The 24,794-nt window shown below is 42.9% G+C and carries 20 protein-coding genes and 4 pseudogenes; 23 read left to right on the forward strand and 1 reads right to left on the reverse strand.

Features of this window, described 5'->3' with window-relative positions; genetic code table 11:
- The 23 genes and pseudogenes from AC1DWN_RS07390 to AC1DWN_RS07500 all read left to right on the forward strand — a co-directional run.
- A pseudogene (locus AC1DWN_RS07390) lies at nt 1-332 on the forward strand (group II intron reverse transcriptase/maturase); the annotation flags it as partial.
- A gap of 238 nt (nt 333-570) precedes the next feature.
- Nucleotides 571-846 (forward strand): hypothetical protein, encoded by a 276-nt coding sequence (locus AC1DWN_RS07395; RefSeq protein WP_309000217.1) that lies wholly within the window; start codon nt 571-573, stop codon nt 844-846.
- Between the two features lie 224 nt (nt 847-1,070).
- Nucleotides 1,071-1,241: pseudogene (locus tag AC1DWN_RS07400) on the forward strand (IS110 family transposase); the annotation flags it as partial.
- A 298-nt stretch (nt 1,242-1,539) separates the two neighbouring features.
- Nucleotides 1,540-4,299, forward strand: coding sequence for an endo-beta-N-acetylglucosaminidase (locus AC1DWN_RS07405; protein ID WP_477558259.1), 2,760 nt, complete (start codon nt 1,540-1,542; stop codon nt 4,297-4,299).
- A gap of 72 nt (nt 4,300-4,371) precedes the next feature.
- The gene (locus AC1DWN_RS07410; protein WP_477558260.1) at nt 4,372-4,614 is read left to right on the forward strand and encodes a sugar phosphate nucleotidyltransferase; all 243 of its coding nucleotides are present in this window, start codon (nt 4,372-4,374) and stop codon (nt 4,612-4,614) included.
- A gap of 72 nt (nt 4,615-4,686) precedes the next feature.
- Nucleotides 4,687-4,899: pseudogene (locus AC1DWN_RS07415) on the forward strand (DUF3888 domain-containing protein); the annotation flags it as partial.
- 124 nt (nt 4,900-5,023) lie between these two features.
- Nucleotides 5,024-5,275, forward strand: a complete 252-nt coding sequence (locus AC1DWN_RS07420) for a hypothetical protein (RefSeq protein WP_477558261.1) — start codon at nt 5,024-5,026, stop codon at nt 5,273-5,275.
- A 485-nt stretch (nt 5,276-5,760) separates the two neighbouring features.
- Nucleotides 5,761-6,318, forward strand: a complete 558-nt coding sequence (locus AC1DWN_RS07425; RefSeq protein ID WP_477558262.1) for a hypothetical protein — start codon at nt 5,761-5,763, stop codon at nt 6,316-6,318.
- A gap of 70 nt (nt 6,319-6,388) precedes the next feature.
- Nucleotides 6,389-6,583 carry a histidine kinase gene (locus AC1DWN_RS07430; RefSeq protein ID WP_477558263.1) on the forward strand — a complete coding sequence of 65 codons (195 nt, stop codon included), beginning with the start codon at nt 6,389-6,391 and terminating at the stop codon, nt 6,581-6,583.
- 128 nt (nt 6,584-6,711) lie between these two features.
- On the forward strand, nt 6,712-8,445 hold the full coding sequence (locus AC1DWN_RS07435) for an alpha/beta hydrolase family protein (RefSeq protein ID WP_477558264.1): 1,734 nt from the start codon (nt 6,712-6,714) through the stop codon (nt 8,443-8,445).
- Between the two features lie 27 nt (nt 8,446-8,472).
- A complete protein-coding gene (locus tag AC1DWN_RS07440; protein WP_477558265.1) occupies nt 8,473-10,392 on the forward strand; it encodes a beta-galactosidase trimerization domain-containing protein in 1,920 nt (639 codons plus the stop codon).
- Between the two features lie 138 nt (nt 10,393-10,530).
- Nucleotides 10,531-10,902, forward strand: a pseudogene (locus AC1DWN_RS07445) (formylglycine-generating enzyme family protein); the annotation flags it as partial.
- A gap of 175 nt (nt 10,903-11,077) precedes the next feature.
- Nucleotides 11,078-12,865, forward strand: a complete 1,788-nt coding sequence (locus AC1DWN_RS07450) for a cache domain-containing sensor histidine kinase (protein ID WP_477558266.1) — start codon at nt 11,078-11,080, stop codon at nt 12,863-12,865.
- 120 nt (nt 12,866-12,985) lie between these two features.
- Nucleotides 12,986-14,344, forward strand: coding sequence for an ABC transporter substrate-binding protein (locus AC1DWN_RS07455; RefSeq protein ID WP_477558267.1), 1,359 nt, complete (start codon nt 12,986-12,988; stop codon nt 14,342-14,344).
- Between the two features lie 16 nt (nt 14,345-14,360).
- A complete protein-coding gene (locus AC1DWN_RS07460) occupies nt 14,361-16,028 on the forward strand; it encodes a response regulator (RefSeq protein WP_477558268.1) in 1,668 nt (555 codons plus the stop codon).
- Nucleotides 16,029-16,298: 270 nt separating this feature from the next.
- The gene (locus AC1DWN_RS07465; RefSeq protein WP_477558269.1) at nt 16,299-17,669 is read left to right on the forward strand and encodes an extracellular solute-binding protein; all 1,371 of its coding nucleotides are present in this window, start codon (nt 16,299-16,301) and stop codon (nt 17,667-17,669) included.
- Nucleotides 17,670-17,761: 92 nt separating this feature from the next.
- On the forward strand, nt 17,762-18,670 hold the full coding sequence (locus AC1DWN_RS07470; RefSeq protein WP_477558287.1) for a carbohydrate ABC transporter permease: 909 nt from the start codon (nt 17,762-17,764) through the stop codon (nt 18,668-18,670).
- A gap of 12 nt (nt 18,671-18,682) precedes the next feature.
- Entirely contained in the window at nt 18,683-19,549 is an 867-nt protein-coding gene (locus tag AC1DWN_RS07475) for a carbohydrate ABC transporter permease (RefSeq protein ID WP_477558270.1), read from the forward strand.
- 673 nt (nt 19,550-20,222) lie between these two features.
- Nucleotides 20,223-20,750 carry a DinB family protein gene (locus AC1DWN_RS07480; RefSeq protein ID WP_477558288.1) on the forward strand — a complete coding sequence of 176 codons (528 nt, stop codon included), beginning with the start codon at nt 20,223-20,225 and terminating at the stop codon, nt 20,748-20,750.
- A 420-nt stretch (nt 20,751-21,170) separates the two neighbouring features.
- Nucleotides 21,171-21,893, forward strand: a complete 723-nt coding sequence (locus tag AC1DWN_RS07485; protein ID WP_477558271.1) for a Stf0 family sulfotransferase — start codon at nt 21,171-21,173, stop codon at nt 21,891-21,893.
- Between the two features lie 187 nt (nt 21,894-22,080).
- Nucleotides 22,081-22,581: a hypothetical protein gene (locus AC1DWN_RS07490; protein ID WP_477558272.1), complete on the forward strand. Its 501-nt coding sequence runs from the start codon at nt 22,081-22,083 to the stop codon at nt 22,579-22,581.
- Nucleotides 22,574-22,861 carry a hypothetical protein gene (locus AC1DWN_RS07495; RefSeq protein ID WP_477558273.1) on the forward strand — a complete coding sequence of 96 codons (288 nt, stop codon included), beginning with the start codon at nt 22,574-22,576 and terminating at the stop codon, nt 22,859-22,861. Before AC1DWN_RS07490 ends, AC1DWN_RS07495 begins: the two co-directional genes overlap by 8 nt.
- Nucleotides 22,862-23,159: 298 nt before the next feature.
- Nucleotides 23,160-23,447 carry a hypothetical protein gene (locus AC1DWN_RS07500; protein ID WP_477558274.1) on the forward strand — a complete coding sequence of 96 codons (288 nt, stop codon included), beginning with the start codon at nt 23,160-23,162 and terminating at the stop codon, nt 23,445-23,447.
- 263 nt (nt 23,448-23,710) lie between these two features.
- Here the strand turns inward: AC1DWN_RS07500 and AC1DWN_RS07505 are convergent, their stop codons facing one another.
- A complete protein-coding gene (locus AC1DWN_RS07505; protein WP_477558275.1) occupies nt 23,711-24,691 on the reverse strand; it encodes a phosphotransferase enzyme family protein in 981 nt (326 codons plus the stop codon).
- Nucleotides 24,692-24,794: the final 103 nt, after the last annotated feature.

The following is a 24,794-nucleotide window of genomic DNA, read 5'->3' on the forward strand; positions in this document are numbered from 1 at the left end:
CAAGCGCAAAGAAATACAAGAATAAAGTTAAGACGTTCGGGATTTGGATGAAGCAGCATCGCCATGAAAAGTTGGAAATCTTAATGGCAACGATTCGCAAGAAATTAACCGGACATTACCGATATTATGGGATCACGGATAACCACCCGAATCTAGTCAAGTTTAAGAGAGAGATAGAAAAGGCGCTGATGAAATGGCTAAACCGCAGAAGCCAGAAACAAAGCTTTAATTGGGGGAGCTTCAACCAATTCCTAAAACGAAACCCATTACCGGAACCTCGCATTTATGTGAATATCTATGGGAAACGCAAGGCTAAGGCCTTTGTTCAGTAAGATGATTTGAAGAGCCGTATGCCTTAATTGGGCACGTACGGATCTGTGAGGGCTTGCAGGTCAAACCTACAAAATGGTAGGCCTGCATTCTACTCGACTCATTTCGCAAAACGACGTTATATGTAAACGCGTGTTATCAATGGAGTTGGGACAAGTAGCATAAAATATTAATAAGTGGAATAAGAATTTAAGATCAAGCCGAATAAATATTATTATTGTTTGAAGGGAGTTGTGTAGCATGTCACGAAGATTTGGTCTCTACATAATTTTAGCCATATTATTGTTCTCGATCTCAACAGTAGTTAATGCAGCATCAAATCAAACGAATTCGAGCTCATTAACGGATAAGCAAAAAGAGGAAATAAAGGCTCTAGTAGATAAAGAGTTTCAATCACAAAAAGATCAATTAAAGAAAGAGCTTTTAGAAGAATTGGGGAGAAATCAATATCAATATTATCGGAAGGATTCTCCTCCACTAGATGCTCACGATCCTCAAATAAAACTCCTAAAATAATTTGATAATTTTTATTATTAAGCTAACGGGTAACGTTAGTTCATCGCACCATGGAGCAGTTGCAGTCGGCAACGGCTCCATTTTTTCATTACGCTAACGGGCAGCATTCCTATTATGATGAAATATAAGGTTTGAAACACAAAAAGACTCCTTGGTATGATGTTAATGGGTCCCAGTTGCTGGCCAGCATCGGATCCAAAAAAACATACCAAGGAGACTACACTATGAATTCTACTCAAAATCAGAAAATAATTCAAATCACTTCTGCTACATTAATTGTTGGCGTAGATATCGCTAAATTCAAACATGTGGCCAGAGCACAAGACTTTCGTGGAGTCGAGTATGGAAAACCAATTATGTTTGAGAACAGTTTAGAAGGATTCGAGTGCTTCGTTAGTTGATTCCGGCAAATCATGTCGGAACACGGATAAGTTCGTAGTATGAGGTCAGCCAGTTTATTACTGGTTGACCTCTTTTATTCAAACAAAAGACACAAAAGTAATCAATGGAGACTAGTCCCCTGTCTTCGTTGGTGTTACAATAATCACTGTAAAAAAAGGGAAAACAACCCTTTAAGAAGGGTGATGCCGAATTGAAAGCATCCTGTTTTGAAAGCCCTTTCAATATTTTTTATAAAAAATGGATAGGCCACAACGATTTAGCATCACAACAACAAAATAGGAGGAAAGTGAATTGAAGAATAGAAAAACAGCACTTGCAGRAGCATCCGCCATGATCCCCTCGACGGTTCCTCATTCTGTTTTTGCGGGGGACTCCATGCCACCCACGGGCGATGCCGCATTCGGAAAAAACCAACCGGTGACCCACGGATACCGGGCTGTCGATATTGAGAATTGGTCACCGGAAACCGATCCGAACGCCAAGCGATTAAGAGCACATGTGCCTACGCAGCAAAGAAACGATGCGTTTGCCGCAACCCAAGCGAATCCGAAGCTGAGTCCGAATACCGAGTTTTTCAACCTTACTGGTGATTACGATGACGCTCCCCGTGGCGCAACGCCTTACAATAACGAGTTTTCGAACTATCTCTTTAACTTCTGGCAATATACCGATTATTATGGAGGCTGGCATGGGACTCCTACGGAAGACGTACCCTCCAGCTTATATGATCCGAATGACGCCGGGCATAACGGGGCATTTGAGTACGGCATCGTAGACCTGCCTAATCCCGCTTATACCAATGCGGCGCACAAAAACGGCGTAAAATCCGTAGCCTGCATTTTTATCCCACGCGGCGGACAACCTTATGATCTGCTGTTGAAGCAAAGAGAAGACGGAACGTTCCCGGTCGCGGAGAAGCTAATCGAGATGAAGGAATATTTCGGCTTTGACAGTTATTTTATTAACCAAGAAACGTCGATTAAACCGGAACATATTAAGATATATAAAGCATTTACAAAAACATTGGTGGATGCGGGCGTCTATACGCAGTGGTATGACACGGTAGATGATACGCAGGGCAAATTGACCTACCAGCCTTCACTTATTTCTTCGCACAGCTCGTTCGTTCGTGATGACGCAAATGGAGGAATGATTAACAACTCTATCTTTATGAACTACAACTGGAACTCGCACGACGGATGGAACAATGGAGACAGCACAGATCAGAAGTATATTAAACAGACCGTCGAAGAGGCCAAAAGTAGAGGAATCGATCCGCTTAAAACCGTCTTCTCCGGCGTTGAAGCGGGAATGGGCCGCTTTGGAGGAAGTCATAACTCGACTCGTAACTTGGATGTCATCTTAGATCCGGTGACAGGAAATCCAATGACCTCCATCGCGACGCTTGGCGGCCTTTTCGTCCAGCAAGCGCTTGACGAAAATATAGGCGACCCGAGCAAAAATGACGACCATCAGTGGATGATCGCCGAGCGCGAGCGTATGTGGTATACCGGCGTTAAGATCGATCCGACCAATTCCGACAAGCAGAAAGGATTTGCAAGACCGGATGTCGGTGTGCAGGACGCTTCGGAATGGACAGGGATATCAAGGTATATTTCAGAACGTTCGGTCGTTAATGGAAGCGCTTTTTCAACAACCTTTAATACAGGCCACGGCATGAAGTACTACGTAGACGGAAAAGTATCAAACGATGACGAATGGTCGAACATCAACTTGCAGGATATTTTGCCGACGTGGCAGTGGTGGATCGATAGCGAAGGTACCAAGCTTCAAGTCGATTTTGATTACGGCGATTCCGTGGAGAACGGCGACAAGTTCACCTATAAGCCGATCGGCGGCTACAAAGGCGGAAGCTCACTAGTCGTTAACGGCAGCTTGGACGCCAAAAATTTCTTGCGTTTATACAAGACGGATTTGGACGTTAAGAAAACAACAAAAGCTTCGATTACGTTTAATAAGTCGTCGGCAAGCGATCGCTCGGAAATTCAGCTGGGACTTATTTTCAAAGACAATCCGAAACAGGTTGAATATGTATCCGTTCCTAACAGCGGTGAAAAAACAAATGGTTATACGACAGCGGAATTGGATTTGCACGCTTACGCAGATCGGGAACTTGCCGTAATCGGACTTGCGTTTGATCCGAAGGGAGCGGCCATTGAGGGCTACCAGGTGAATATTGGAGAACTTAAGATAACGGATGGGAAAAACTATACACCAAGCCAACCTGCCGGTTTTGCTATAGAAAATCGATATGATACCGGCGAAGCCGATGTCGTCTGGAACATGGAAGATTATAGCGAGGTGAAGCAGTACAATCTCTATGCGCAGCTGAAAAATGGAAAAGAGGTATTTTGGGGCGGCGTATACGGCAGCAATTTCTATATAAAGAGCTTGGAGCCGGACGTTATGGCCCTCAAATTGACTGCTGTCGGCATCGATCAGACCGAGAGCAAACCGGCCGTCGTTGCTATTGACGACAAGGACCAACTCTCGAATGTTAACGCCATTGCAACGGTCGAAGGATTCGATATCGTCTGGGACAAGCATAACCGCGCAAGCCAAGTTCGGTTTGACGTAAGCTTTACAGACGGAAGGAAGGATACGTATACGAAAACCGTGGATTCCGCATTGGGTTTGTTCAAATGGGAAGTGCCGGTGAAGGACGATGATCGTTACCTATTGAAAGTATCCGCCTTGGATAAAGAAGGGGGAGTGCTTGACACCGTAAGTTCTTCAGGAAAAATGAAGGATCTTTATTCTGAACCGTTCGATGGTGGTTATTATATCGATGGTGATAAGCTTGGGATCGACGTCCCGTCTTCGAAGGATTGGTGGCATATGTACATTACGGTCAACGGCCAGCCAGTTAAGCCAACGGAGAACGATCAGGGTGTTACAACCGATTATTTTATTCGCGGATATCATGATCTGAATGGACTTCCTCTGCCGGAGAAGGGATCCGTCATCAGCATCGTTCTGGAGGATTATATGGGGAATATGTCCGAAATGAAATCTATTCCTTATAATTAAAAGAATGCATTAGCACCTCAAAAACCCGCTCGCTGAGCGGGTTTTTGGTATGTTATCGATAAGCTTCATTCCTTGCGAGTAGGCGTCAATCGGGTACCGAWGGAGGACGTGTCCAAATACGGCATCGTCTCCTCCGTCAGGGCGAAGTGCGGCACGCACGTCGCCAATGGGCTCGTAGAAAAGCCCGCGCCCGAGAACGCGCCTTCCGATTTGGCCATCATGGGCCGCTACGTGCTCCACCCGACCATCTTCCCCGTGCTGGAGAAGCTGGAACGCGGCGCCGGAGGCGAATTCCAGCCGTGCACCGACACCTAAAATTTATGATATGGTCACTGAACGAATTATCAACCTATTGGAAAAAGGTATTGTCCCGTGGCGCAGACCTTGGCTTTTTTAGGAGGGACTGAACTAAACGTTGAATATCATACTTCGCATATTGATGTTAGTGTTACAGTGCTTCCGTATGTGGGACCTCATTTGGATGTAGGGATAGACTCGATGAAGTTTCGTATAGATAATTCGGGAGCTGTAATGGTTCTAGAATACAAACACATTAGGGACTATGAATTGCCTCCAAACTGGCAACACATTCTTCGTTGAGCTAACGGGACACGATAGCTGAACAATGACAAGAAGGCATGAAGTTGGATCAATGGGGCTACTTTTCCACGTTAACGTGCAGGAGATCCAGATATTGGACGATTTTCATTGAGGAGGTGGGGGCTTGAACAAGTATATATTCCATATAGTTGTAAGTGTCATTTGTATTTTAATACCAGTAGTCAGCCTTATATATGGTTTGTGGGATATTCATCAACCTAAAACAGGACCAGTGGGGGATGGAAGACCAAATTACCCCACTATACCTCAATTGATACCGATTATATCTTGTTTTCTTCTTGGAGTTGGGCATTTACCTATTTCTATTATGCGATTCAGACAATACATAAAGACTCAAACAGACAAAAAGATTTAAGACAGGTATATGTATTTGTTACGCTAACGAGACACGATAGTTGAACTAACTAGGAGCAGTTTGCTGCGGCAGCTGCTCTCTTTCTTTGTTAAGCTAACGGGCAGGATAGTTTAAGTGCGTCAAGTTAAGTCATGTCATTTAGCAGGTGGAAATCCTGTTTGGGAAGACTCTAGCCAGGTCACCAATAGCGAGTCTTGGAGCTTTAAGGGTAACCTTACGGTTTAAGCGTAGACAGTCAGATACCAATATCGCAAGAAAAATAGTTCGATTTGAAGCCCTGCATGGTGTTGCGGGCTTCTTTTTTTCACAAAATAAGAGGTCATGTGGAGAAATATCTATTGCTGACTTATCGTCTATCGTCTCAAAAACGGAGCTTCTTCCTTTTCATCTATCGCTGGCAAATGGTCTATATACCGTGAAAGCGCAGGAGTGTTACTTTTGTATCCGAAGCGTTGGGCGATGAGCAGCTGTGGGATCAGAATGCGGTGTATAGCGTCAGCTATCATGCTAAGGAAGCCGTTAACTCTGATCCTGTCATCAAATCCGGTACGGCTGAAGGTCTGACTTCGATTGCGTTAAACGGTGCTTTCGAAAATTGGATTTCAGGCACGGAAGCGCAAAGCTGGACTTTCTGGGGAGATGGCTTCACAAGATCAGATTCAGTAGTCCGTACTGGGACCTATAGTCTGGTTGCTGATGGACTTCAGGCTGGACAAAATGCTGCCGGTGGTGGCGGACCGCTACAAACCTTGCCTGTGCAAGAGGGTCACTACTTTGGTGTTTTCCGCTTTAATACCGATGTCCAGACGAGTGGAAAGCTGAGCTTTGTCGTTCATCAATTGGATGTAAACGGAAACGTCACGAGCAACGTTTCCTCCGGTAAGCGAGCTGCCGTCCGTTCCTCGGGCTCTTGGACACCGTTCGAATTTCAGTTTGAAATCGCACCGGGGACCGTTTCCCTGCGTTACTTCATCATCCTGAACGATTTCAACAAGGGCGACACGATTTACTTTGACGACGTGGAAATATTCAAGAAGCAGTAGCATTCAGGAGCGCGGTGCCGGGTGTTCCCGGTACCGCGTTTTGACAATGCAACACGGGAGGACAACATAAATGCTGAGGTATGTGTCGACGTTCGACGAGCAAGATATCACGCTCATGGATGAAATCTCTCATGTCCGCAATTACCTCGATTTAATGAAAGCGCGCTATGAGCACCATTTCTCTTGCCGGATCGAAGCGGATGAAGAAGCTACAGCTTTTTCGGTCAATATTTCAGCGATTGGAATTATGTGTTCGCGGATCTGATCCTGTCAGCGCTTCCGGTGCTCATCCTCTTTCTGGTTGCTCAGAAGTATATTATTTCCGGGGTAGTTTCCGGGGCAGTAAAGGGATAGAATGGTAGAAAATACAAGTTAAGGAGATTGGATTATCCTATGTTCCAAGGGGAAATGCTGACACCAGAGCAAGTATGGAAGGATTATGACCCGAGCCTGGAGCCGTTGGAAGTCGAAGTGTTGAAGCAGTGGACGAAAGACGGGAATAGCTTCAAAGAAATGTATTTTACGGGAAAAACGATCGGCGAGGAAAAAGTCCGGATTTACGGCGTTTACAGCGCTCCGATGGGCGGTAAGCAGTTGCCTGGCATTCTGCATGTTCATGGGGGAGGGCAGACGGTTAACAAAGACATGCTGCACTATTGGAACGAACGCGGCTATGCTGCCCTATCTTTTAACTGGGGCGGCAGACGGACGGATGGCCAGGCTTATACGGACTGGGGCAGCGCGTTGGCGCATGCCAATCATCTGGACGCCGGCGAGCGAATGATGGCGACCGTCCCGAACGTGCGGGCCTCCTCCTGGTACGAATGGGCTGTAGCCGCACGGAGGGCGTTGACCCTGCTGTCCGAACAGGCGGAGGTTGACCCGGGAAAGCTGGGCGCATTCGGCGTGTCCATGGGCGGAACATTGCTTTGGACGCTGGCGGCGACGGATAAGCGTATACGTGCTAGCTGCGCCATCTATGGACTGGGCTGGCACACGTATAAGGAAGAATTCTGTCTGGCAACAGGCGATAAACCGGAATACTCCGAAGAAGCCGCTCGTATTTGGAGGGAGGGCATGGAGCCGGAAGCTTATGCGCCCCATATCCACAGCCCGTTGCTGTATATAAACGCGACCAATGATTTCTACGGCATTATGGATCGGTCGTTCAATATGCTGTCTGCCTTGCCGGAGCAGACCCCGCGAAGAGCGGCATTTACGCCGGGCTTTAGTCATTACATCCATTGGGAGCAAGGGGACAATATTCACAGATGGATGAATACGTGGTTAAAAGGGGAAGCGCAATGGCCGCAGACGCCAGAGGTTTTCATTCGGATCGATGAACAGGGCCGCTCTGAGCTTGCGATCAGTCCTGATTCTGCACAGACCGTAACCAGGGTTGAGGCCTATTATGCGTTTGGAAATCCGCATGCGGCAACTCGCCATTGGAGACCGCTCGGCACTTTCACGGGCGGCGATTCTCGGAGTGTTCTTCTCGACGTGAAGGATTACCGCGGCACGGTTTACGTATATGCCAATGTTTATTATGAATCAGGTATTTGCTTATCCAGCAACCTAGCGAAGGAAATGCTGGGCGATGTCGAGAATGCAGATTTTGCCGTGCCGGATCGAGAACGCCGTACTAATGTCATCTATGACGGCCGCGACGGACTGGGAGGATGGGTAACCAACAGTCCGAATCCGGATCCGTTTCCCCATCGATACAGCCCGATCAAGGCAGTCGCGAGCGAGGATGGGGTAAGAGGATTTCGTCCAGACGAACAGCTTTCTCCCATAACCTACAGTTTAGGTGATCCGGAATATAAGGGGAGGGAGGGCGAAGCGCTTTCCTTCCAAATCTTTAGCCGGAATGCAGCAAATTTCAAGATCATCGTGCATCGGCGCTATTATATGTCGCATTCGCGCAATTATATTTGTCCTGCCTCGCTAGAAGAACCGGGAGGATGGCAGACGTTTACCCTCATTCCGGAATCGTTCAAGCACGAAGAAAGCGGCGAAGCTTTGTCCGGCTGGGAAGATGTTAACTATTTGGAGCTGTGCAAACCAGAAGAGGGCTGGCCGGACGAAAACATATTGTTTACGAATTTCAAATGGATTTCAGTCTAACGAAATAGATGATGAGGAGAATATTCCATGAGAACGATTAAACGAGCCATACACATCGATTTCCACACGATGCCTGACATTCCAGATTTCGGAGCTAATTTCGACGCAAGGGTATTCGCTAAGACATTAAAAGATGCGCGCGTGGAATACGTGAATGTTTTTGCGAAATGTAATATCGGGTTCGCTTATTATCCGACGGAAATCGGAGTCGTACACCCGCATCTTAACTTCGATATGTTCGGACAGATCGTCGAGGAATGCCGTAAGGTTGATATTGGTGTAACTGCCTATTTCAATGCTGGCTTGGACCACGAGATGGCCCGCAAGCATCGGGAATGGACAGTTGTGAATAAGGAAGGCCAGGTCATCTATGGTGATCGGACGGCGAACTTCTTCCGTAACATGTGCTTTAACTCGGGTTACCGGGACTACTTACTGGGCATGATTCGCGAGGTGGCGGAGCGGTATCCGGTGGAAGGATTTTTCCTGGATTGCATGGTCATTAATCCGTGTTATGGCAATGAGTGTCTGGAAGGCGTGCGGAATAGTGGAAGAGATCCGCAGAATGATGAGCACGTATTGGCATTCGCCAAGGAAACGTTGCTCGATTTCTCCCGGGAAGTGAAGGAGATCGTCGGTCCCGACAAGTTCCTCTATTTGAACGGATTGGATCACGCCGATACGGAAGAGTTGCGTACGCACATCGAGATCGAATGTTTGCCAAGCGGGTGGAGCTACGATTTCTTCCCGGCTCAAGTCGCTTATGCGCGCAATCTGGGACAACAAGTGTTCTACATGACCGGAAGGTTTAATGTGAACTGGGGAGATTTCGGCGGTTTGAAAAGCAAGGCGTCGCTGCTGAACGATTGTTGGGATGCGCTTAGTAATGGTGTTCCGACGTCGATCGGCGATCATATGCATCCTCGCGATGGGCTGGAGCCGGCGGTGTTCAAGGTCATCGGAGAAATCTATGAGGAGCTGGAAAGATATGAACCGTGGACGGACCACGCCAGGGCCATTGCTGACATCGGCATCTTAACACTGGCGGGCGGCAAGCTGGATGAATGTCACAACGGTGCGGTACGTATGCTGGGCGAGTTGAAGATGACTTACGATATCATCAACGAAAACCATGACCTGTCTAAGTACAAGGTAATCATCCTGCCGGACAATGTACGGATTACGCCTGCATTAAATCCTAAGCTGGAGTTGTATATCGCGGCTGGTGGCGGCGTCATCAGCTCCGGGCACTCGGGCTTGAATCCCGAAGGCACGGCCTTCGCGCTCGAAGAATGGAACATGGCCTATGAAGGCGAAGACCCGTGGAACAACTCATACTTCCGTATGTTGGAGAATACCGGGGGAGAAGTACCAGACATGCTGTGCGGCATTTACAAACAGGGCATTCTGCTGCAGGCGAAGGAAGGCGCGAAGGAAATCGCGGAATACTGGCAGCCGTACTTCAACCGGGAGTGGGACGGATTTCATGGCAAGTTCTACACACCGGCGGATCGGTATGCGGGGCGTCCGGCGGTGGCGAGGTCGGGCAAAATCATTCAGTTCTGCTTCCCGATCTTCGGAGCGTATATGCAGTATGCCGCGAATGTTCATAAGTACATGGTAGGTTTCAGCCTAAAGCAGCTGCTGCCGGAGCCACTGATCAAATGCGAGGAGATTCCAACGACGGCTCGCGTGACGGTGACGTCGAAAGAAAACAAACGCATGGTTCATATCAAGTTGACGCATCCGGAGCCGAGGGGCAAGTACAACGTGATCGAAGACGTGCAGACACTTGTTGATGGGATCGTGTACTTGAAGGGTGACAATGCAGCGAGTGTCCATTTAGCGCCGGGGAAAGAGCCTTTGGCTTATGAGTTTGTGAACGGCTATATCCGCATTTCTCTTCCGAAGGTTAATGGATATGCAATGGTCGTTGTGGAGCATTAAATGAAGAAGGGGCTGACCGCCCCTTCTTCTCGCACTATCAGAAAGGATAGATATCTATGTGTTTAGCCTCATTTGATAGCTCAATACAAACGTGTACAGCTGTTTTGAGGACGGCGAAGCCCTTTTACTTAGACAACCAACATATGGCAGGCGAAATTTCCGATCAAAAACAACGCAAGCGACGGTTATGTAGGTACAGCTCCGGTGAATGCGTACGAGCCTAATGGCTATGGCCTATATAATATGTCAGGCAACGTGTGGGAATGGTGCGCGGATTTGTTCAGCCCGGGCTAYCATAAACTTACTTCGGCAGAAAACCCTGAATTTATAGAGCCTACCGGCAAGAAATCGTTGAGAGGCGGCTCATATTTGTGCCACCGTTCCTATTGCAACCGTTATCGCTTAGCTGCGAGAAGCTCGAATACACCTGACAGCTCGACAGGAAACTGCGGTTTTCGTGTTGCTAGGAATGTTGAAGAAATGGTACAACCTATTGATTCAATCAATTAAGCATTAACTCACAAATGGAATCCTACAACTAGATGGGATTCTATTTTTTTTTATAATAGGGTTATCTATATTTGTTACCTAGTATTTTTATTTTCCATGAAAAAGGAAATTTGTAGTTGCATGTAGAATAATGCATCGGTAACAATGCAATATATGTTTAAACAGAGGAGTCAATATGCAAAAAAATCTGCGTATGTCCACATTATTAAGGCTTTTCTTTATTGTAGTAGTCATCATACCGGTCATTTTAATTTGCGCCGTTATTTTAAATATTTATAAGCAGGATATTTTGCAGCAAAATACAGAACGCTCCATACAAACCTCGCAAGCACTGGCTTATTCTGCTAGTCAGGAAATTAGTCGAATGACTGGTTTATTTGCTTCGATCGGCGTGGATCAGGATGTAAGATCAACGGTTTCAGATGTACATATTAAGAACGGTATCGAGAAGCAATATGACAGTAATAAGCTGAAAATATTAATAGAGAAGTACACCGCCTCTGTCTCCGGCCGCGTTCTTTCGGTCAACTTCTTTTTTGACAATGGAAAGTCTTATTCCTATTTGAGAAATATGATGGAAGTGGATTCCGTCACTCGGCAACAAATATGGTATAAAGAAACGACTAGATCCCCTGATAGTGTGCGATTTTTGGGAATGCTCCCCAATACCCTTTATGGCAATTATAATTCTTATATGATGGCTGCCGCACTCTCCCCAAGTGATACCAATCCTTTATCTAAATTAGAAATGATTTTGTTTACGTTTGAAAGTGGAGCTTTCGACCATATTTTGCAGTCGCGTGATAACTCAAAATCCGTCCTTCATATTGTAAGTGAAAAAGGTGAAATTATAGCATCCAATACGATTATTGAAAGAGGCAGTTTACTTTCAAACAATAGAATTTCAGAAATTGGTCGGAATGACGAAGGGTCCTTCGTGGAGGATTCAGACGGTGTGAAAAAACTGATTACATATGCTAGAGTTGATCAAACGAGTTGGTTTATCGTACAAATGATTCCCTATTCGGATTTAATGGCTAATTATTTGAACGTTAATTCATTTGTATGGTTTCTTGCCATATTAATCATTTTGGCGTTTGTACTCGTTTCTTTTTATTTCGTCAATAACGTCACTGAACCCATTCGTGATTTGCTTCGTCAAATGGTACGTGTATCCGGTGGTGATCTCAGTGCGAGGTATACGGTATCAGGAAGCATGGAAATGGTGCGGCTGGGCAATTCCTTTAATCAAATGACAAGGCAGGTTCAAGAGTTAATCGACCAGCATGAAAGACAAGAGGTGGAGAAGCGTAAAGCTGAATTTGCCGCGCTGCAGTCGCAGATTAATCCGCATTTCCTTATCAACACTTTAAATTCCATAAAATATATGGCGCTAATTAGTAAGGCAGATAATATTCGTAACATGACTCATGCGCTGACTCGTTTATTGGCGTCCTCCTTTAATCGAGGCGGGCTGCTGACCACCATTACGGAAGAGATCGATCATTTGAAGCATTATTTATATATTATGGAGATTCGCTTTGGACGGCCTATTCAGACGGAATGGAATATCGATCCTGAGGTATCTAATCATTATTTATTGAAGCTCCTGCTGCAACCCATTCTGGAAAATAGCATTATACACGGTTTGAAAGAAATAGATTATTCGGGGAAAATAGAGGTCTCAGTCATAGCAGAAGGACAGGATTTAATCATTACGATTGCAGACAATGGAGTGGGTATGTCGGAAGAAATGATGACGCAGTCTGATGAGAGAACACCCATCCATACTTTTAGCGGAATGGGAAATCGGAATGTCCATAGAAGGATACAACTGCACTATGGTGATCATTATGGTTTGCAATATGAGCCCAATTTTCCGCGTGGCACGAAGGTAAGGATTCGAATGCCATTAATTAGTGAGCCAGATGAGGAGATAGCCGATATTTCGTTCGGTAAATAGGTTGCATAAAAGATCATGCTAGAACCAAAATAGTCATATTGATCGGATAACTTTCCATGTATGATTACATAAATGGTGATGACAGCGTTATCATTTCAAGCCGCATAGGGAGACATATAAATGAGATTTAATAAAGTAGTAGGTTCGGTTTTAATTGTAAGCCTTATCAGTATAGGTCTGCTTATTGGATACATCAACTATAATGGGACAGATAAAATCGAAACGGTCAGTACCTATAGTAAGAATCTTCAGCATGTAAAGCCAGTACCAAACGATAGTCAGCCGGTCAAAATCAAATTTGGGATTTGGGAAGCAAAAACGGATATCGAATTTTGGACTGAAAAAGTGAAAGAGTATTCCATTATTAAGCCAAATGTAACGGTTGAAGTAGAAACGATTCCGGATAACAGCGGTCAATATTTGAAGGTACGATTGGCAGCAAATGATTTACCCGACCTATTCTATCTGAAGCCGGGTCATCTGACTATTTATAAAGCATCGCTGCTTTCACTCAACTCATTAAGTGCTACGACTAGAAATAAGTATCCAGCAGTGCTGAATGGCCAAATTCTTGGTTTACCGCTTGTTTCCTTTTCGGAATATGTCTATTATCACCCCAGTATATTTCGAGAGGTTGGCGTCGAGGTTCCTCAGACATTAAATGAATTTATGAATGTACTCGAGAAGATTAAATTGCATGGAAAATACATACCCATCGCAATCGGCGGTAAAGATGAATGGACTTTTTATCCATTTATTGAGTTTGGTCCTCCTATTTTAGCAGGAAATGAATATTATTTATCAAGTATCGCTGGGATAGAAAAGCCGTTTGGGTATGATTCAGCTTTTGGGAAAGCAGCGGAGATGATCGCTAAGATTTCAAAGGATCAGCTGGCTGGACCAGATGCGCTTGGCATTGGTTTTGATCAAGCTACACAATTATTCCAATCCAATCAAGCTGCTATGATCGCTCTTGGACAATGGTATTATTCAGATCATATGTCTAAAGTGGATACCGATAATGATTTAGATGCGTTTACCCTGCCGTGGAGAGCAACGAAAGAAGACCGCCTACAGGCGGTAACAATGCCCGATCAGTTTATGGCTATTAACAAAAACTCTAAAAACACTGAAGAAACGATAGCCTTTCTGGAGTGGATGTTTAGTCCTGAAGTCTATCAAGCTTATATTAATAATTCGCAGAACTCATCTACTATGATAGATGTGACTTCTGTACTGCCCTTTTTCAATAGAGTGAACAGCAGTCATCCATTCGAGCCATTTATGTATGATGGGTTAGATGAGAAATTCGTAAAGGTGAAGAACGAAGCCCAATATGATGAGAAGAAGTTAGCACAAGAGATTTTTGCAGGTGCAAAGGTAGAGGACATATTAAAGAAGATGAATGAGAATTGGAGCAAAGCGGTTCAAATCGTGAACAACAATGGTTTTCATTTTCCATTAAATTTTGATAAATGAAAAACATAGGGGGTATATGATGGCGAAATACCATGCTTTCATCGTTGATGATGAACCTTTAGCCAGATTAGCACTTCGAGAATATATTTCTTTAACTTCTACGGATATTGAAATTGTGGGAGAGGCTGGTGACGGGGAAGAGGCGTTAGCCCTTCTTCGTGAACGACAGGATATTGACATCATTTTGGCTGATATTCAGATGCCGCGTATGAATGGGGTTGAGCTGCTTAAAGCACTTCGAGAGACCTCATTATCCCGTCAGCCATTGATCATCATGCTCAGCGCGTATGAGGACTATTCATTTGTAAGGGATTCATTTGTACTTGGCGCTTTCGATTATATGCTAAAAGCCAAATTAGACGAAGACTATATAGCACCAGTCCTGCAAAAAACGGTAGATGAATTAATCAGGCGGCAAACGGAAACGGATTCGGAAGAGCCTGTTGAAGATGAATCTGCTATTGTCAGCTCGATGCTGCATCGTCTCTCTGTATCTGATGAGACGATGCAAATGGATGATGAACAAAATGAACAATTGAAATATGGCTTGGAGCTAGTACGGAATCAATTGGGAGAGAAAAATCAAGTGGTTGCCTTAATCAGATTATCCCAGGTGATTCAGTTTGAGCATATCCATCGCTTAGTGTTGCAGACTATTCGGACAGTAACAAATACAGACCGAAATGATGGGGTATGCCGTGTATGTCGTCATGATGATCGTCATTACACGCTGTTCTTCACTTTTCCTGGGCAATGCAGCACAATGGCCATTCGAAGACTGACCCATACTGTGTTGACGGATGTAAGTATGAGACTGCGTCAGTTTCTAAATCTTAAGCTATCAATTGGGATCAGTGATGTCGGGCATGGCCTTACGCAATGGAACCGATTGTTTCGACAAGCTGAACGGTTATCCATCCTAAGCTACTATCATGGATACGATCATTTATTATATCCCGAAGCGGAAAGGCACTATAATATAGATGCGGACGATTGGAAAGAAGAGTGGACACCTATTAAGTCAGAGCTGCTGAGGACGTTAAAGGATGCAGACACTACATTATGGAGAAAACGGCTGCAGCTTGGCTTTGAGCGGCTAGTCGAACGGTTCCCCTCATCACCTGAACACATTAAGACAGCACTCAGTGATCTGATTTGGGAGGCAGGCTCTATCATTTACCAGAATGGAGTATCTTGGGAAAAGCTCCATGAGAAGTTTCCTCATCCAGTGGAACATGTTCGCAATCTGGAAACATGGGATGAAACTGTGCAGTGGGTAGAGCTATTTCTAGATTCACTTCATGAAAAACTGCATCCAAAAGCGCAACATTCAACGACTTGGCTCAGCCCCATTGTCGCCAAAGCAAAGGCGATACTTGAAAATCATTTTGATGAGGATGTTCATTTATCGAATATTTGCGAAATGGTAGGAGTTAGCGAGAGTTACCTAAGCAAACAATTCTCCAAGGAAATCGGGACTAATTTTATTTCCTATTTAACGAATTTGCGAATTGACAAAGCGAAAGAAGGCTTGGAAAACGGTTTGAAAATTTATGATGTTGCGGAGAAAGTAGGATACGTCAACCCAGAGCATTTTAGCCGGATTTTCAAGAAGGTCACAGGACTCAGTCCACTAGCCTATCGTAAAGAAAACGAAAAGCGGACCTTGTTTAATACTGTTTAAAACCGTACATGACTTGTTTCAACAGGTTGGAGGGTATGAAGGCTGTAAGCACTTTTTAGTGCTTACAGCCTTTTTGCATACTTATCTTAAGAATTGTAATTGAGGGTGAAGATTTGAACAAAAAACATCAATTTAACTTCAAAAGATATCATGTGGCTGCGCTTTCATAACTTATATAATAAAAAAACAGAATCAATATCAAGCAGCTAGAGTTCAGCGGAAGTGGACGATTGAATACAGGAAAGATACTTTAAGGGAGGTTTACAAGCAATGGGAAACAAGGTTAAAAAGAGAGTAACAACGGGGTTAGCACTTTTTCTCGTCCTGTTATCTTTATCAGCTTGCGGCAACAACGGCAACACAAAGGCGACCAACACACCGGCAAATGAAAAGCCTACTGATGCTCCAAAGACTGAAGAAACAGCTAAGCCTGCAGAGGAACCAAAATTATCGGGAGATTTAGAAATTCAATATTTCGTTGGCGGCTATGGTGATTCTTGGTGGAAAGAAGTCATTGGCGAGTTTAAAGCAAAGTACCCTGATGTGAAGATCAAAGAGTCCGCTGGCTCCCAAATAAACGAACAAATGAAGCCTCGTTGGATTCAAGGCAATCCTCCTGATGTTGTGTACATCGATGGTGCTGGATCGAACGAAACTCAAATGGTCCAAGATGATCAATTGATGGATATTACAGAATGGGTTAAGGATGCGAAAAATGTTGACGGTGAAAATCTTGTTAGTAACTTGATTGCAACTCCTCAAGATTTTGGCGGCAAAAACTTTACCATTCCATTAGTATTCGGTTCATGGGGTACTTTCTATGACTCGGCTCTCTTCCAAGAGAAGGGCTGGGCAGTTCCAACCGATTTTGAAAGCTTCATGGCAACAAGTGAGCAAATCAAAGCAGCAGGAACTCATCCGTACATTCATACAGGCAAATATCCTTACTACATTGTAGGCGGATTGTTAAACTCTGGTTTTGTTTCGGAGAATGGCGATAATCCACAAATCCTGAAGGACCAGGAAGCAGCTAAAGAAGGCTCATTTAATAACGATGCAGTTAAGAAAACATTGGCTAAGCTTGTTACTATGCGTGATAAAGAGTTCTTCGATAATGCATCATTTGGTATGAACCATACGGATTCACAAATGCTGTTCTTGCAGCATAAGGATGCTATGATTCCGAATGGCTTGTGGCTGGAAAATGAAATGAGTAAGGATACTCCAGCTGGCTTTAAATTTGGGTTCATTCCTTCTGTTATGCAAAATGCTGGCGGTAAATATGTAGCGATTCCTTACACAAGTAATATCGCAATCGCGAAGAAAGCGAAAAACCCTGAGGCTGCAAAAGCATTTGTCGAGTTTATTTTCACCAAGAAAGCAGCTGTTCGTTGGGCTGAGCTAACTGGTGCTCTTATGAACGTCAAAGCTGATCTGGAATCAACTGGCGCTAGTGAAGTAGTTAAGACAGCAATGAAATATTTTAACGGCAGTGACACGATAGTTGCACCGGTCTTTAAATTGAATGCTGATCTTGAGACAGCGCAAAACGATGCGACAATCGCTTTGCTGCAAAAAACAATTACACCTGACGAGTGGATTGATCGTATGGAGAAAGCAGCAGCGAAAGCGCGTAAATAGGTCCACCTCTCATCAAACTAACAATCAGAGGACAATGTTCCTCTGATTGTTCTTTCAAATCATAAGGGAGGAGGAATGTAACCTTGAGTTCGATTATAAAGAAAAGGAAGACTACAAAATCATGGAGTCGAGCGTTGTTTATTGCGAGCTTTTTGCTTCCGACGTTAGCCCTATTTTCTATATTTACAATCTATCCTCTTATCCGCGGACTATATTTAAGCTTCTTTGACTGGTCGGGTGGATCGGAAACGATGAATTTTATCGGGATCGACAATTATAAGGAGCTTTTTGCGGATCCCATTATACCAACAGCGATCATGAATGATTACTTCCTCGTCTTCTGGAAAGTCATACTTATCATGCTATTGGCAACTTTTTTTGCAGTTGCATTAACAAGATTAAAGCTCAAGGAATATGGATTTTATCGTGTAGTGTTCTTCTTTCCAAATATTATATCGGTAGTCGTTATCGGGGTATTGTGGAGCTTTATCTATAATCCTACGCTTGGCTTTCTCAATGCATTTTTATCGTTATTTACCGACAATCCTGTAGCTACAAACTGGCTGGGATCCCCCAATCTAGCCATGTGGTCTCTTCTCCCGCCTAGCGTCTGGGCAGGTATAGGATTTTATATGCTGCTTATCATCGCATCGATATTAGGCATTCCAAGCTCTTTGTACGAAGCGGCGGGTATAGACGGCGCGAACGAGTGGAAGCAGTTCACAAATATCACACTTCCGCTAATATGGGAGCAATTCAAAACGTCCATTATCCATATCGTTATTACGACACTGAATGGATCTTTTATAATCGTGAAGCTTATGACAGACGGTGGTCCTGATAATCAAACCCAAGTGTTAGGTTATTATTTGTATCAAATGGGCTTCAAACAATATCATCTCAGTTACGGGGCAACAATTGGTGTTCTGATTTTAGTCATATCGTTAATCACTACTTTGATTCTGAGCCGAGTTCTTCGTAGGGACACAATAGAAATGTAATGAGGTGATCAAGTGAATGAGCTTTCAACCAAGAAGCCATTGCTGCTCCTATCGAAATCGGTAATTCGAATTCTGCTGCTGTTGTGGACTCTTGTTGTCCTGTATCCAGTCCTTTGGACATTTTTGACCTCTTTAAAGGATAATCAACAGGTTATGCTGGGGAAGCCTTGGGATATTCCGACTATATTCCACTTTGAAAATTACGTAAATGTATGGAATCGTGCGCATTTTGGCGAATATTTCTTTAACTCTATTATGGTTACGGTCGGCAGTATGATCGTGTCATTAATATTGGCTGCGACTACAGCTTACATATTGGCTCGATTTATATTTAAAGGAAGAGGATTGCTGTATTTTGTTTATCTTGCTTCCATGATGATTCCAACTACGCTTGGACTAATTCCGTTGTTTTTCCTGCTGAGTGATATGCATATGTCCAATTCATTATTTGGGCTTATGATGGTTTATTCCGTCGGCACAATCGGGATCCTTCCATTTGCTATTTTCTTCTTGGTTGGCTTCTACAAAACGCTCCCAAAAGAAATAGAAGAGGCAGCTACAATTGATGGATGCTCGAATTACGGCATTTTCTTCCGGATTATGCTTCCTTTATCCAAACCGGGTCTGGTCACTGTAGGAATCATGAATGCTTTAACCGTCTGGAATGAATATATCATGGCCACCGTTTTAATAAATGACCCTGAGAAGTATACAGTTCCAGTAGGGATTGCGATTATGCAGGCGGAAATGCAGTACAGGACGGAGTGGGGCCCTTTATTCGCAGGTTTGGCCATCTCAATGATTCCTGTCATTATTATGTACGTGCTCTATCAACGGCAAATTACCGGGGGATTAACGGCAGGCGCTTTAAAGGGATAATTTCTTGGATTGCATAAGCTACAGAAATTATATTGAAAAAGGAGCGGGAATCGCGCTTCCAATGAAAAGGTAGTAGAGCTTTCGAGCTCTCAGCTGCCTTTTTTTGAATTTTTKTATGAATATTTAGTTCTGTTAGGCTCAAAACTGGAATCATTGGATGACAGATAGTGAGAAGAGGATTGTGAGAGTAGATAGTGAGACGAGCTTGCGCTTCATTTGTCATAGTTGACTGTATTTCATACAATCAACGCTTCCTCTAAACGTTTTAATTGAGGTTTGGCTGTATTTCATACAATCAAATCTACCTCAAAACACTGCATTTGGCGTTTGAATGTATTTCATCCAAGCTAATCATCGGTTTCGCCGTCAAAGAGCCATTAGAAACCTATTTGATTGGACCTTTTCCATTCAAACACGTAGAAACAAGGAAAAACCGGTGTTTGAATGGACTAAATCCATTCAAACCACTTATCCTATTACGTTTTTTAAAATGATCGTCCTATTCTGCTGCCATCTCCCCCGACCATATAGGGTTTTAGATAAACAAGTACTTACTTTATAGTTGGCCTTCTTTTATATTGTAAATTAAAGGGTATTTATTCTGGTTAACGAATTCTTCTACATAGGACGAGGAAGTAACTCTATTTTGAAGTAGAAGGAGAGTCGAAAATTGATGATAGATGATCAACTATATTTGATAACCGATTTGCCAGGTTTTACTCCTCAAGTTAGTCGCCTACTGTCGATGATGAATTATGCTCGCCATACAACTATTACTGCTATAAATGAGTTAAATACTGAACAGTTGGATTTTTTATTAGATGAACAGAGTAACTCAATAGGTGCGTTGCTGCTTCATTTTGCTGCAGTCGAATATGCTTATCAAGTGGAAACATTTGAAGGAAGAGAACTAAATGAAGAAGAATTAAGCGAGTGGGGTGCTGCTTTAGAGCTGGGGGAAAAGTGCAGAACTAGCATTCAAGGGAACAACCTTAGCTTTTATGTGGAACGATTGAATGAAGTGCGTAATAGAACGTTTGATTTGTTTAAAGCGGTCGATGATGAATGGCTGTATAAAGAAGAGCCTTTTTGGTTCAATAAACCGGCCAACAACTATTTTAAATGGTTTCATGTATTTGAGGATGAGATAAACCATAGAGGCCAGATCAGACTGATAAGAAAAAGACTGCAACAAGTATAAGCAATTCTTACATTAGAGTAGGTTTATCGTATGTGCCCGATTAGGTATCATTATTTTATAAATGAACAGTACCTTTACTGCGTACAAGAAATAGCTATAAACTTAATACAAATATGTGAAATGGTGGGATGATGATGAACAGGTTCATGAATGAACATTCATCATTGTCGCAAGGCCTAAATGAGACTGCAAAGGATGCGTATGCTTTGCAGTCCCATGTTGCTATTAGCCGTAGATGGACATTTGCTCATTTACGGTTTTTTGCATGTAAACCATTAAACCTGTTCACATAGAAAGGAGCAGTTCAGCATATGAAGAGAAGTGATTGGGAGCATTTGAATGGTCACAAAGTTTGAGTTATTTGGTTTTGGAAATTGTCTGGTTCTGGTAAGACGACTTACAAATGAAAGGATGATATAAATGAGACCTGAACAATCCTATACAATTTGGTTTTCGCAACGTACAGGAAGCACTTTATTAAATCATGCGCTTGCATCAACCGGGGTAGCAGGAAATCCATGCGAATGGATGAATGGGAGAGATCCTAACACAATAAATAAAGATGATGTCGAGCAAATGTGGGAAGCGGGCACAACACCGAATGGGGTGTTTGGTGTAAAGACCTCACTTAACCCTGAGTGGATTGATGCTTTTAGGAAGCTTTATGAACTACCTGGAACAGCAACCAAGGCTAATGTATGGCGTGAGGCATTCCCAAATTGCAACAAGCATATCTATATGACACGAAGAAATAAAGTGCGGTTAGCGGTTTCGTGGTGGAGAGCAATTGTTTCTGGGGARTGGCACAGACAGCATGGTGAAAAACCGCAGGAGCATGACATTGTTGATAAGTATAAATTCGATGCGATCAATCATTTGTTCACGGAATGTTCTATTCGTGAAGCGGCAATGGAAGAATTCTTTTCTGAAGAGGGGATTGTGCCTCTAACAATTGTCTATGAGGATTTTATTCTAGATTACGAAGGAACCGTGTTTAAAGTTTTGGAGTACTTGAATATTCCTTCGGACAACGTAATCGTATCTCCGCCTGCGTTGGATCGACTAGCAGATGATGTTACAGAAAAATGGGTTCAACGGTTCCGCCAAGAACGTCAAAAAGACTGGGAGAGAGCATCTTGGTAAACATACTTTGTTTAATTAAACGACAATCTATCGTATATCAAGGGTTACTTGACACGTCATAGTGAAAATGGATATGAGCAGGCATCTGAACAAAGTTCGGATGCCTGCTCTTTTTTGTCGTAGTTTATTATCTTTCTCACGAAACATTTTTTTCCATATTACGTCTGTAAAAAGAGGAGGGACGTTCATGAGATACTCTAGATTTTTAATGCCATTCTTGATTCTGGTTATATTTCTTATAAGTTGCAATCAACAAGCTAACTCTATGCCCGATGAAATGCCAGACGATTTTAATTTTTCAGTTCGATACGGTATTACTAGTAAAAATGAAATCAACACGTTCGAGTCAATCGTTACTAAGGATCTTGTGATGAATGGTACAATAACTACTAATATCAAACTTTCCGAAAATGATCGAAAAGATATTTACAACAAAATGCGAGAAATAAATATTTTAAAGGAATTAAAGCTGGTGTCAAAATCGAATTGTGAGAGAATTCCTTTTTCCGAAGATAGCTGGAGTATTCGAATGAATGGAAAACTATTATCATTCAAATGGTCCGAGAAGGATTGTGAGAAAACGGAAGATGCCGGAAAGCTAGAAAATTTACGTGAGTTTGTATTCAACATAGTGAAGAGCAAACCCGAGTATAAGAAGTTACCTGAAGCGGTAGGTGCCTATGAATAAACCGTGCCAGGCTGGTCCCGAGGATGAGAAGATGATTCTCGAATTGCATTTGCAAAATGAAAAATGGTTGCAAAGTATGGGATCAACACAGTGGAGTGGCTTGCTGAAAGGAAAAGATGATCATAATCTGGCGGGCGCGATCGCACAAGGAGAGGGTTTTGTTTTTCATGAAGCAGGAATGAAGGAACTGGTAGTTTACCATCATCTTACTTTTACCTACACGGGTAAGACGGATGGCTTCAGTATTTATGAAAAGCTGCTTCCAGATCTAATTGAGTAAAATAACATAAACGGCCCTACAAACCCTTTCCTATTGTAACATTTAAGTTTATTATTCGATCATTAAGGGGAAATGGCTGATAGGGCTTTTCTGTTCTTCTAGTTCGGTGAAACCATAGACTCCAAATTGTGACGAACTTGAAAAGCACTTTTTTTCCACGATAAAATAATGTATGATATTCACTTCTATTATTTCTTTCAATGGCCCCAGATTGCATACAAACTGATTTAATATGCAGAGAATGGGTAATAACTGAAGAGGGTAGAACTGTTCGGCAAATTAAAGGAGGAAGAATATAATGGTTAAAGATTTAGTTGAAAAGTTCAATACCATCATTGGAGAGAAAATGGATTTTAGTATTTCTACTGATTTATTTTCTTATGATTTTGCAAAAGTTATAGAGAGTGTGGAAATAGGGAACACAGAGTTATCTATTGTAATTAGTTTCGATGACGAGTCTAATCTATTCATAAATACAGACGAAGATACCATTATTGTTCTAGATGGATCAGATGAGGACTTTGATGATGCTATTGTAGTAGTAACTACAGAGAACACAAATATCGTTGTTTATGATTCTATATAAAACAAGTAATTAAAACAAAATTGAAGAATAGCAAGGAAATGTACAACAGCTGTCGGGTGACAACAACATATAGTCGACAGAGGCCGCGTATTTCGCGGTCTTTTTGTTTTAGGGATATATGTTCTTGTCTTTGGCGTGAAAGGCGTTGTACATTTCAAAGCTGATAACTGGAAAATTAAAGAGTCGAAAGAGACCTGGAAAAGTTAATATGGAAATGCTCGCAAAAATGATGATGAAATGGGCATGTTCTTTCAAAATCAGGCTTAGAAGTCGACAATAGAAATACCATTTTCGATTCTTCTTTTACTTTGTGTGAGATAATCTTTCGTCCAGTCATCTAGGTTAGACATGTCAAAGCTTCGGTACATCCCGGTATAAACGATGATCTCCCTTAACCTTAGAAAAAGGGGTATCTGTTTTAACCAGTAGTCAGTAATCGTGTTCTCCTTCATATAGCCCTTTAGAAAGTACTCCATGAAACGCTGACATTGTATATTTCGTTCATCAAGGCTGTCATCCCCGAAAACATAGACTAGATAGTAAAGTTGAACGGCTATATCTTCAACAAACCAGCTATACTGACACTCATCAAAGTCAAACAAGGTTATCGAGCCCTGATCTACAAAAAAGTTGCCAACGTTTATGTCTCCGTGAATGAGACCGTAAGAGTCGTTGTCCTTGTCGAGATTCATTATCCTATTGATGAGATCTTCGTAGCTTTCCAAAACCTGAAGCTGGGTTAAAGGGATAAAGCTGTCTACATTTCGCAAGTAATAGTTTTGTGTCCAGTCATGCCTCTTGTTTCGTGGTACATAGGTTTTGGCCATCCTATGCATTTTTCCGGTCAGTATACCGCATTTCTCAAAGAGATCAATATCATGCAAACAGTCTGGATATTGAGCTTTTTTACCTTGAGCTTTTTCGAACAAAGAGACTATAAAGTAAGATCTACCGATGTCCACAACTTCAAATAGACTTCCCTTGGTAGAAGGGACTGGTCTTGAAACGGAAACCCCCTTATCTGACAGATAGTGAATCCATTCAAGTTCAGCCTCTACCAGGTCAATACTACGAAGGGAACTATGAGTAAATCGTAGAATAAACTCTTTATTATTTTGTCGATATTCATAAACAAAGTTTTGAAACCCACCAATAAATTGGAGTTTTTCTAATTCTATATCATATTTTTTACAAGCTTCATCTACGATATAGTCGTTAAACAACGATTTAATTCGACTCTCCATTTTCACCCTCCAGTTCCCATAGGCTGCAGCGATTTGTGATTAAAAAAAAGCCTTTGGAATTGGCTTCCAAAGGCTTTTTGTATGATGATCTTTATCGAGAACT

The sequence above is a fragment of the Paenibacillus sp. P4_A7 genome (assembly GCF_056402455.1).

Coding starts and splice junctions, on each gene's coding strand:
- AC1DWN_RS07395 (WP_309000217.1), top strand. CDS start 571: ATGTCACGAAGATTTGGTCTCTACATAATTTTAGCCATATTATTGTTC.
- AC1DWN_RS07430 (WP_477558263.1), top strand. CDS start 6,389: ATGCTGAGGTATGTGTCGACGTTCGACGAGCAAGATATCACGCTCATG.
- AC1DWN_RS07435 (WP_477558264.1), top strand. CDS start 6,712: ATGTTCCAAGGGGAAATGCTGACACCAGAGCAAGTATGGAAGGATTAT.
- AC1DWN_RS07440 (WP_477558265.1), top strand. CDS start 8,473: ATGAGAACGATTAAACGAGCCATACACATCGATTTCCACACGATGCCT.
- AC1DWN_RS07450 (WP_477558266.1), top strand. CDS start 11,078: ATGCAAAAAAATCTGCGTATGTCCACATTATTAAGGCTTTTCTTTATT.
- AC1DWN_RS07455 (WP_477558267.1), top strand. CDS start 12,986: ATGAGATTTAATAAAGTAGTAGGTTCGGTTTTAATTGTAAGCCTTATC.
- AC1DWN_RS07460 (WP_477558268.1), top strand. CDS start 14,361: ATGATGGCGAAATACCATGCTTTCATCGTTGATGATGAACCTTTAGCC.
- AC1DWN_RS07465 (WP_477558269.1), top strand. CDS start 16,299: ATGGGAAACAAGGTTAAAAAGAGAGTAACAACGGGGTTAGCACTTTTT.
- AC1DWN_RS07480 (WP_477558288.1), top strand. CDS start 20,223: ATGATAGATGATCAACTATATTTGATAACCGATTTGCCAGGTTTTACT.
- AC1DWN_RS07490 (WP_477558272.1), top strand. CDS start 22,081: ATGAGATACTCTAGATTTTTAATGCCATTCTTGATTCTGGTTATATTT.
- AC1DWN_RS07495 (WP_477558273.1), top strand. CDS start 22,574: ATGAATAAACCGTGCCAGGCTGGTCCCGAGGATGAGAAGATGATTCTC.
- AC1DWN_RS07500 (WP_477558274.1), top strand. CDS start 23,160: ATGGTTAAAGATTTAGTTGAAAAGTTCAATACCATCATTGGAGAGAAA.
- AC1DWN_RS07505 (WP_477558275.1), bottom strand. CDS start 24,691: ATGGAGAGTCGAATTAAATCGTTGTTTAACGACTATATCGTAGATGAA.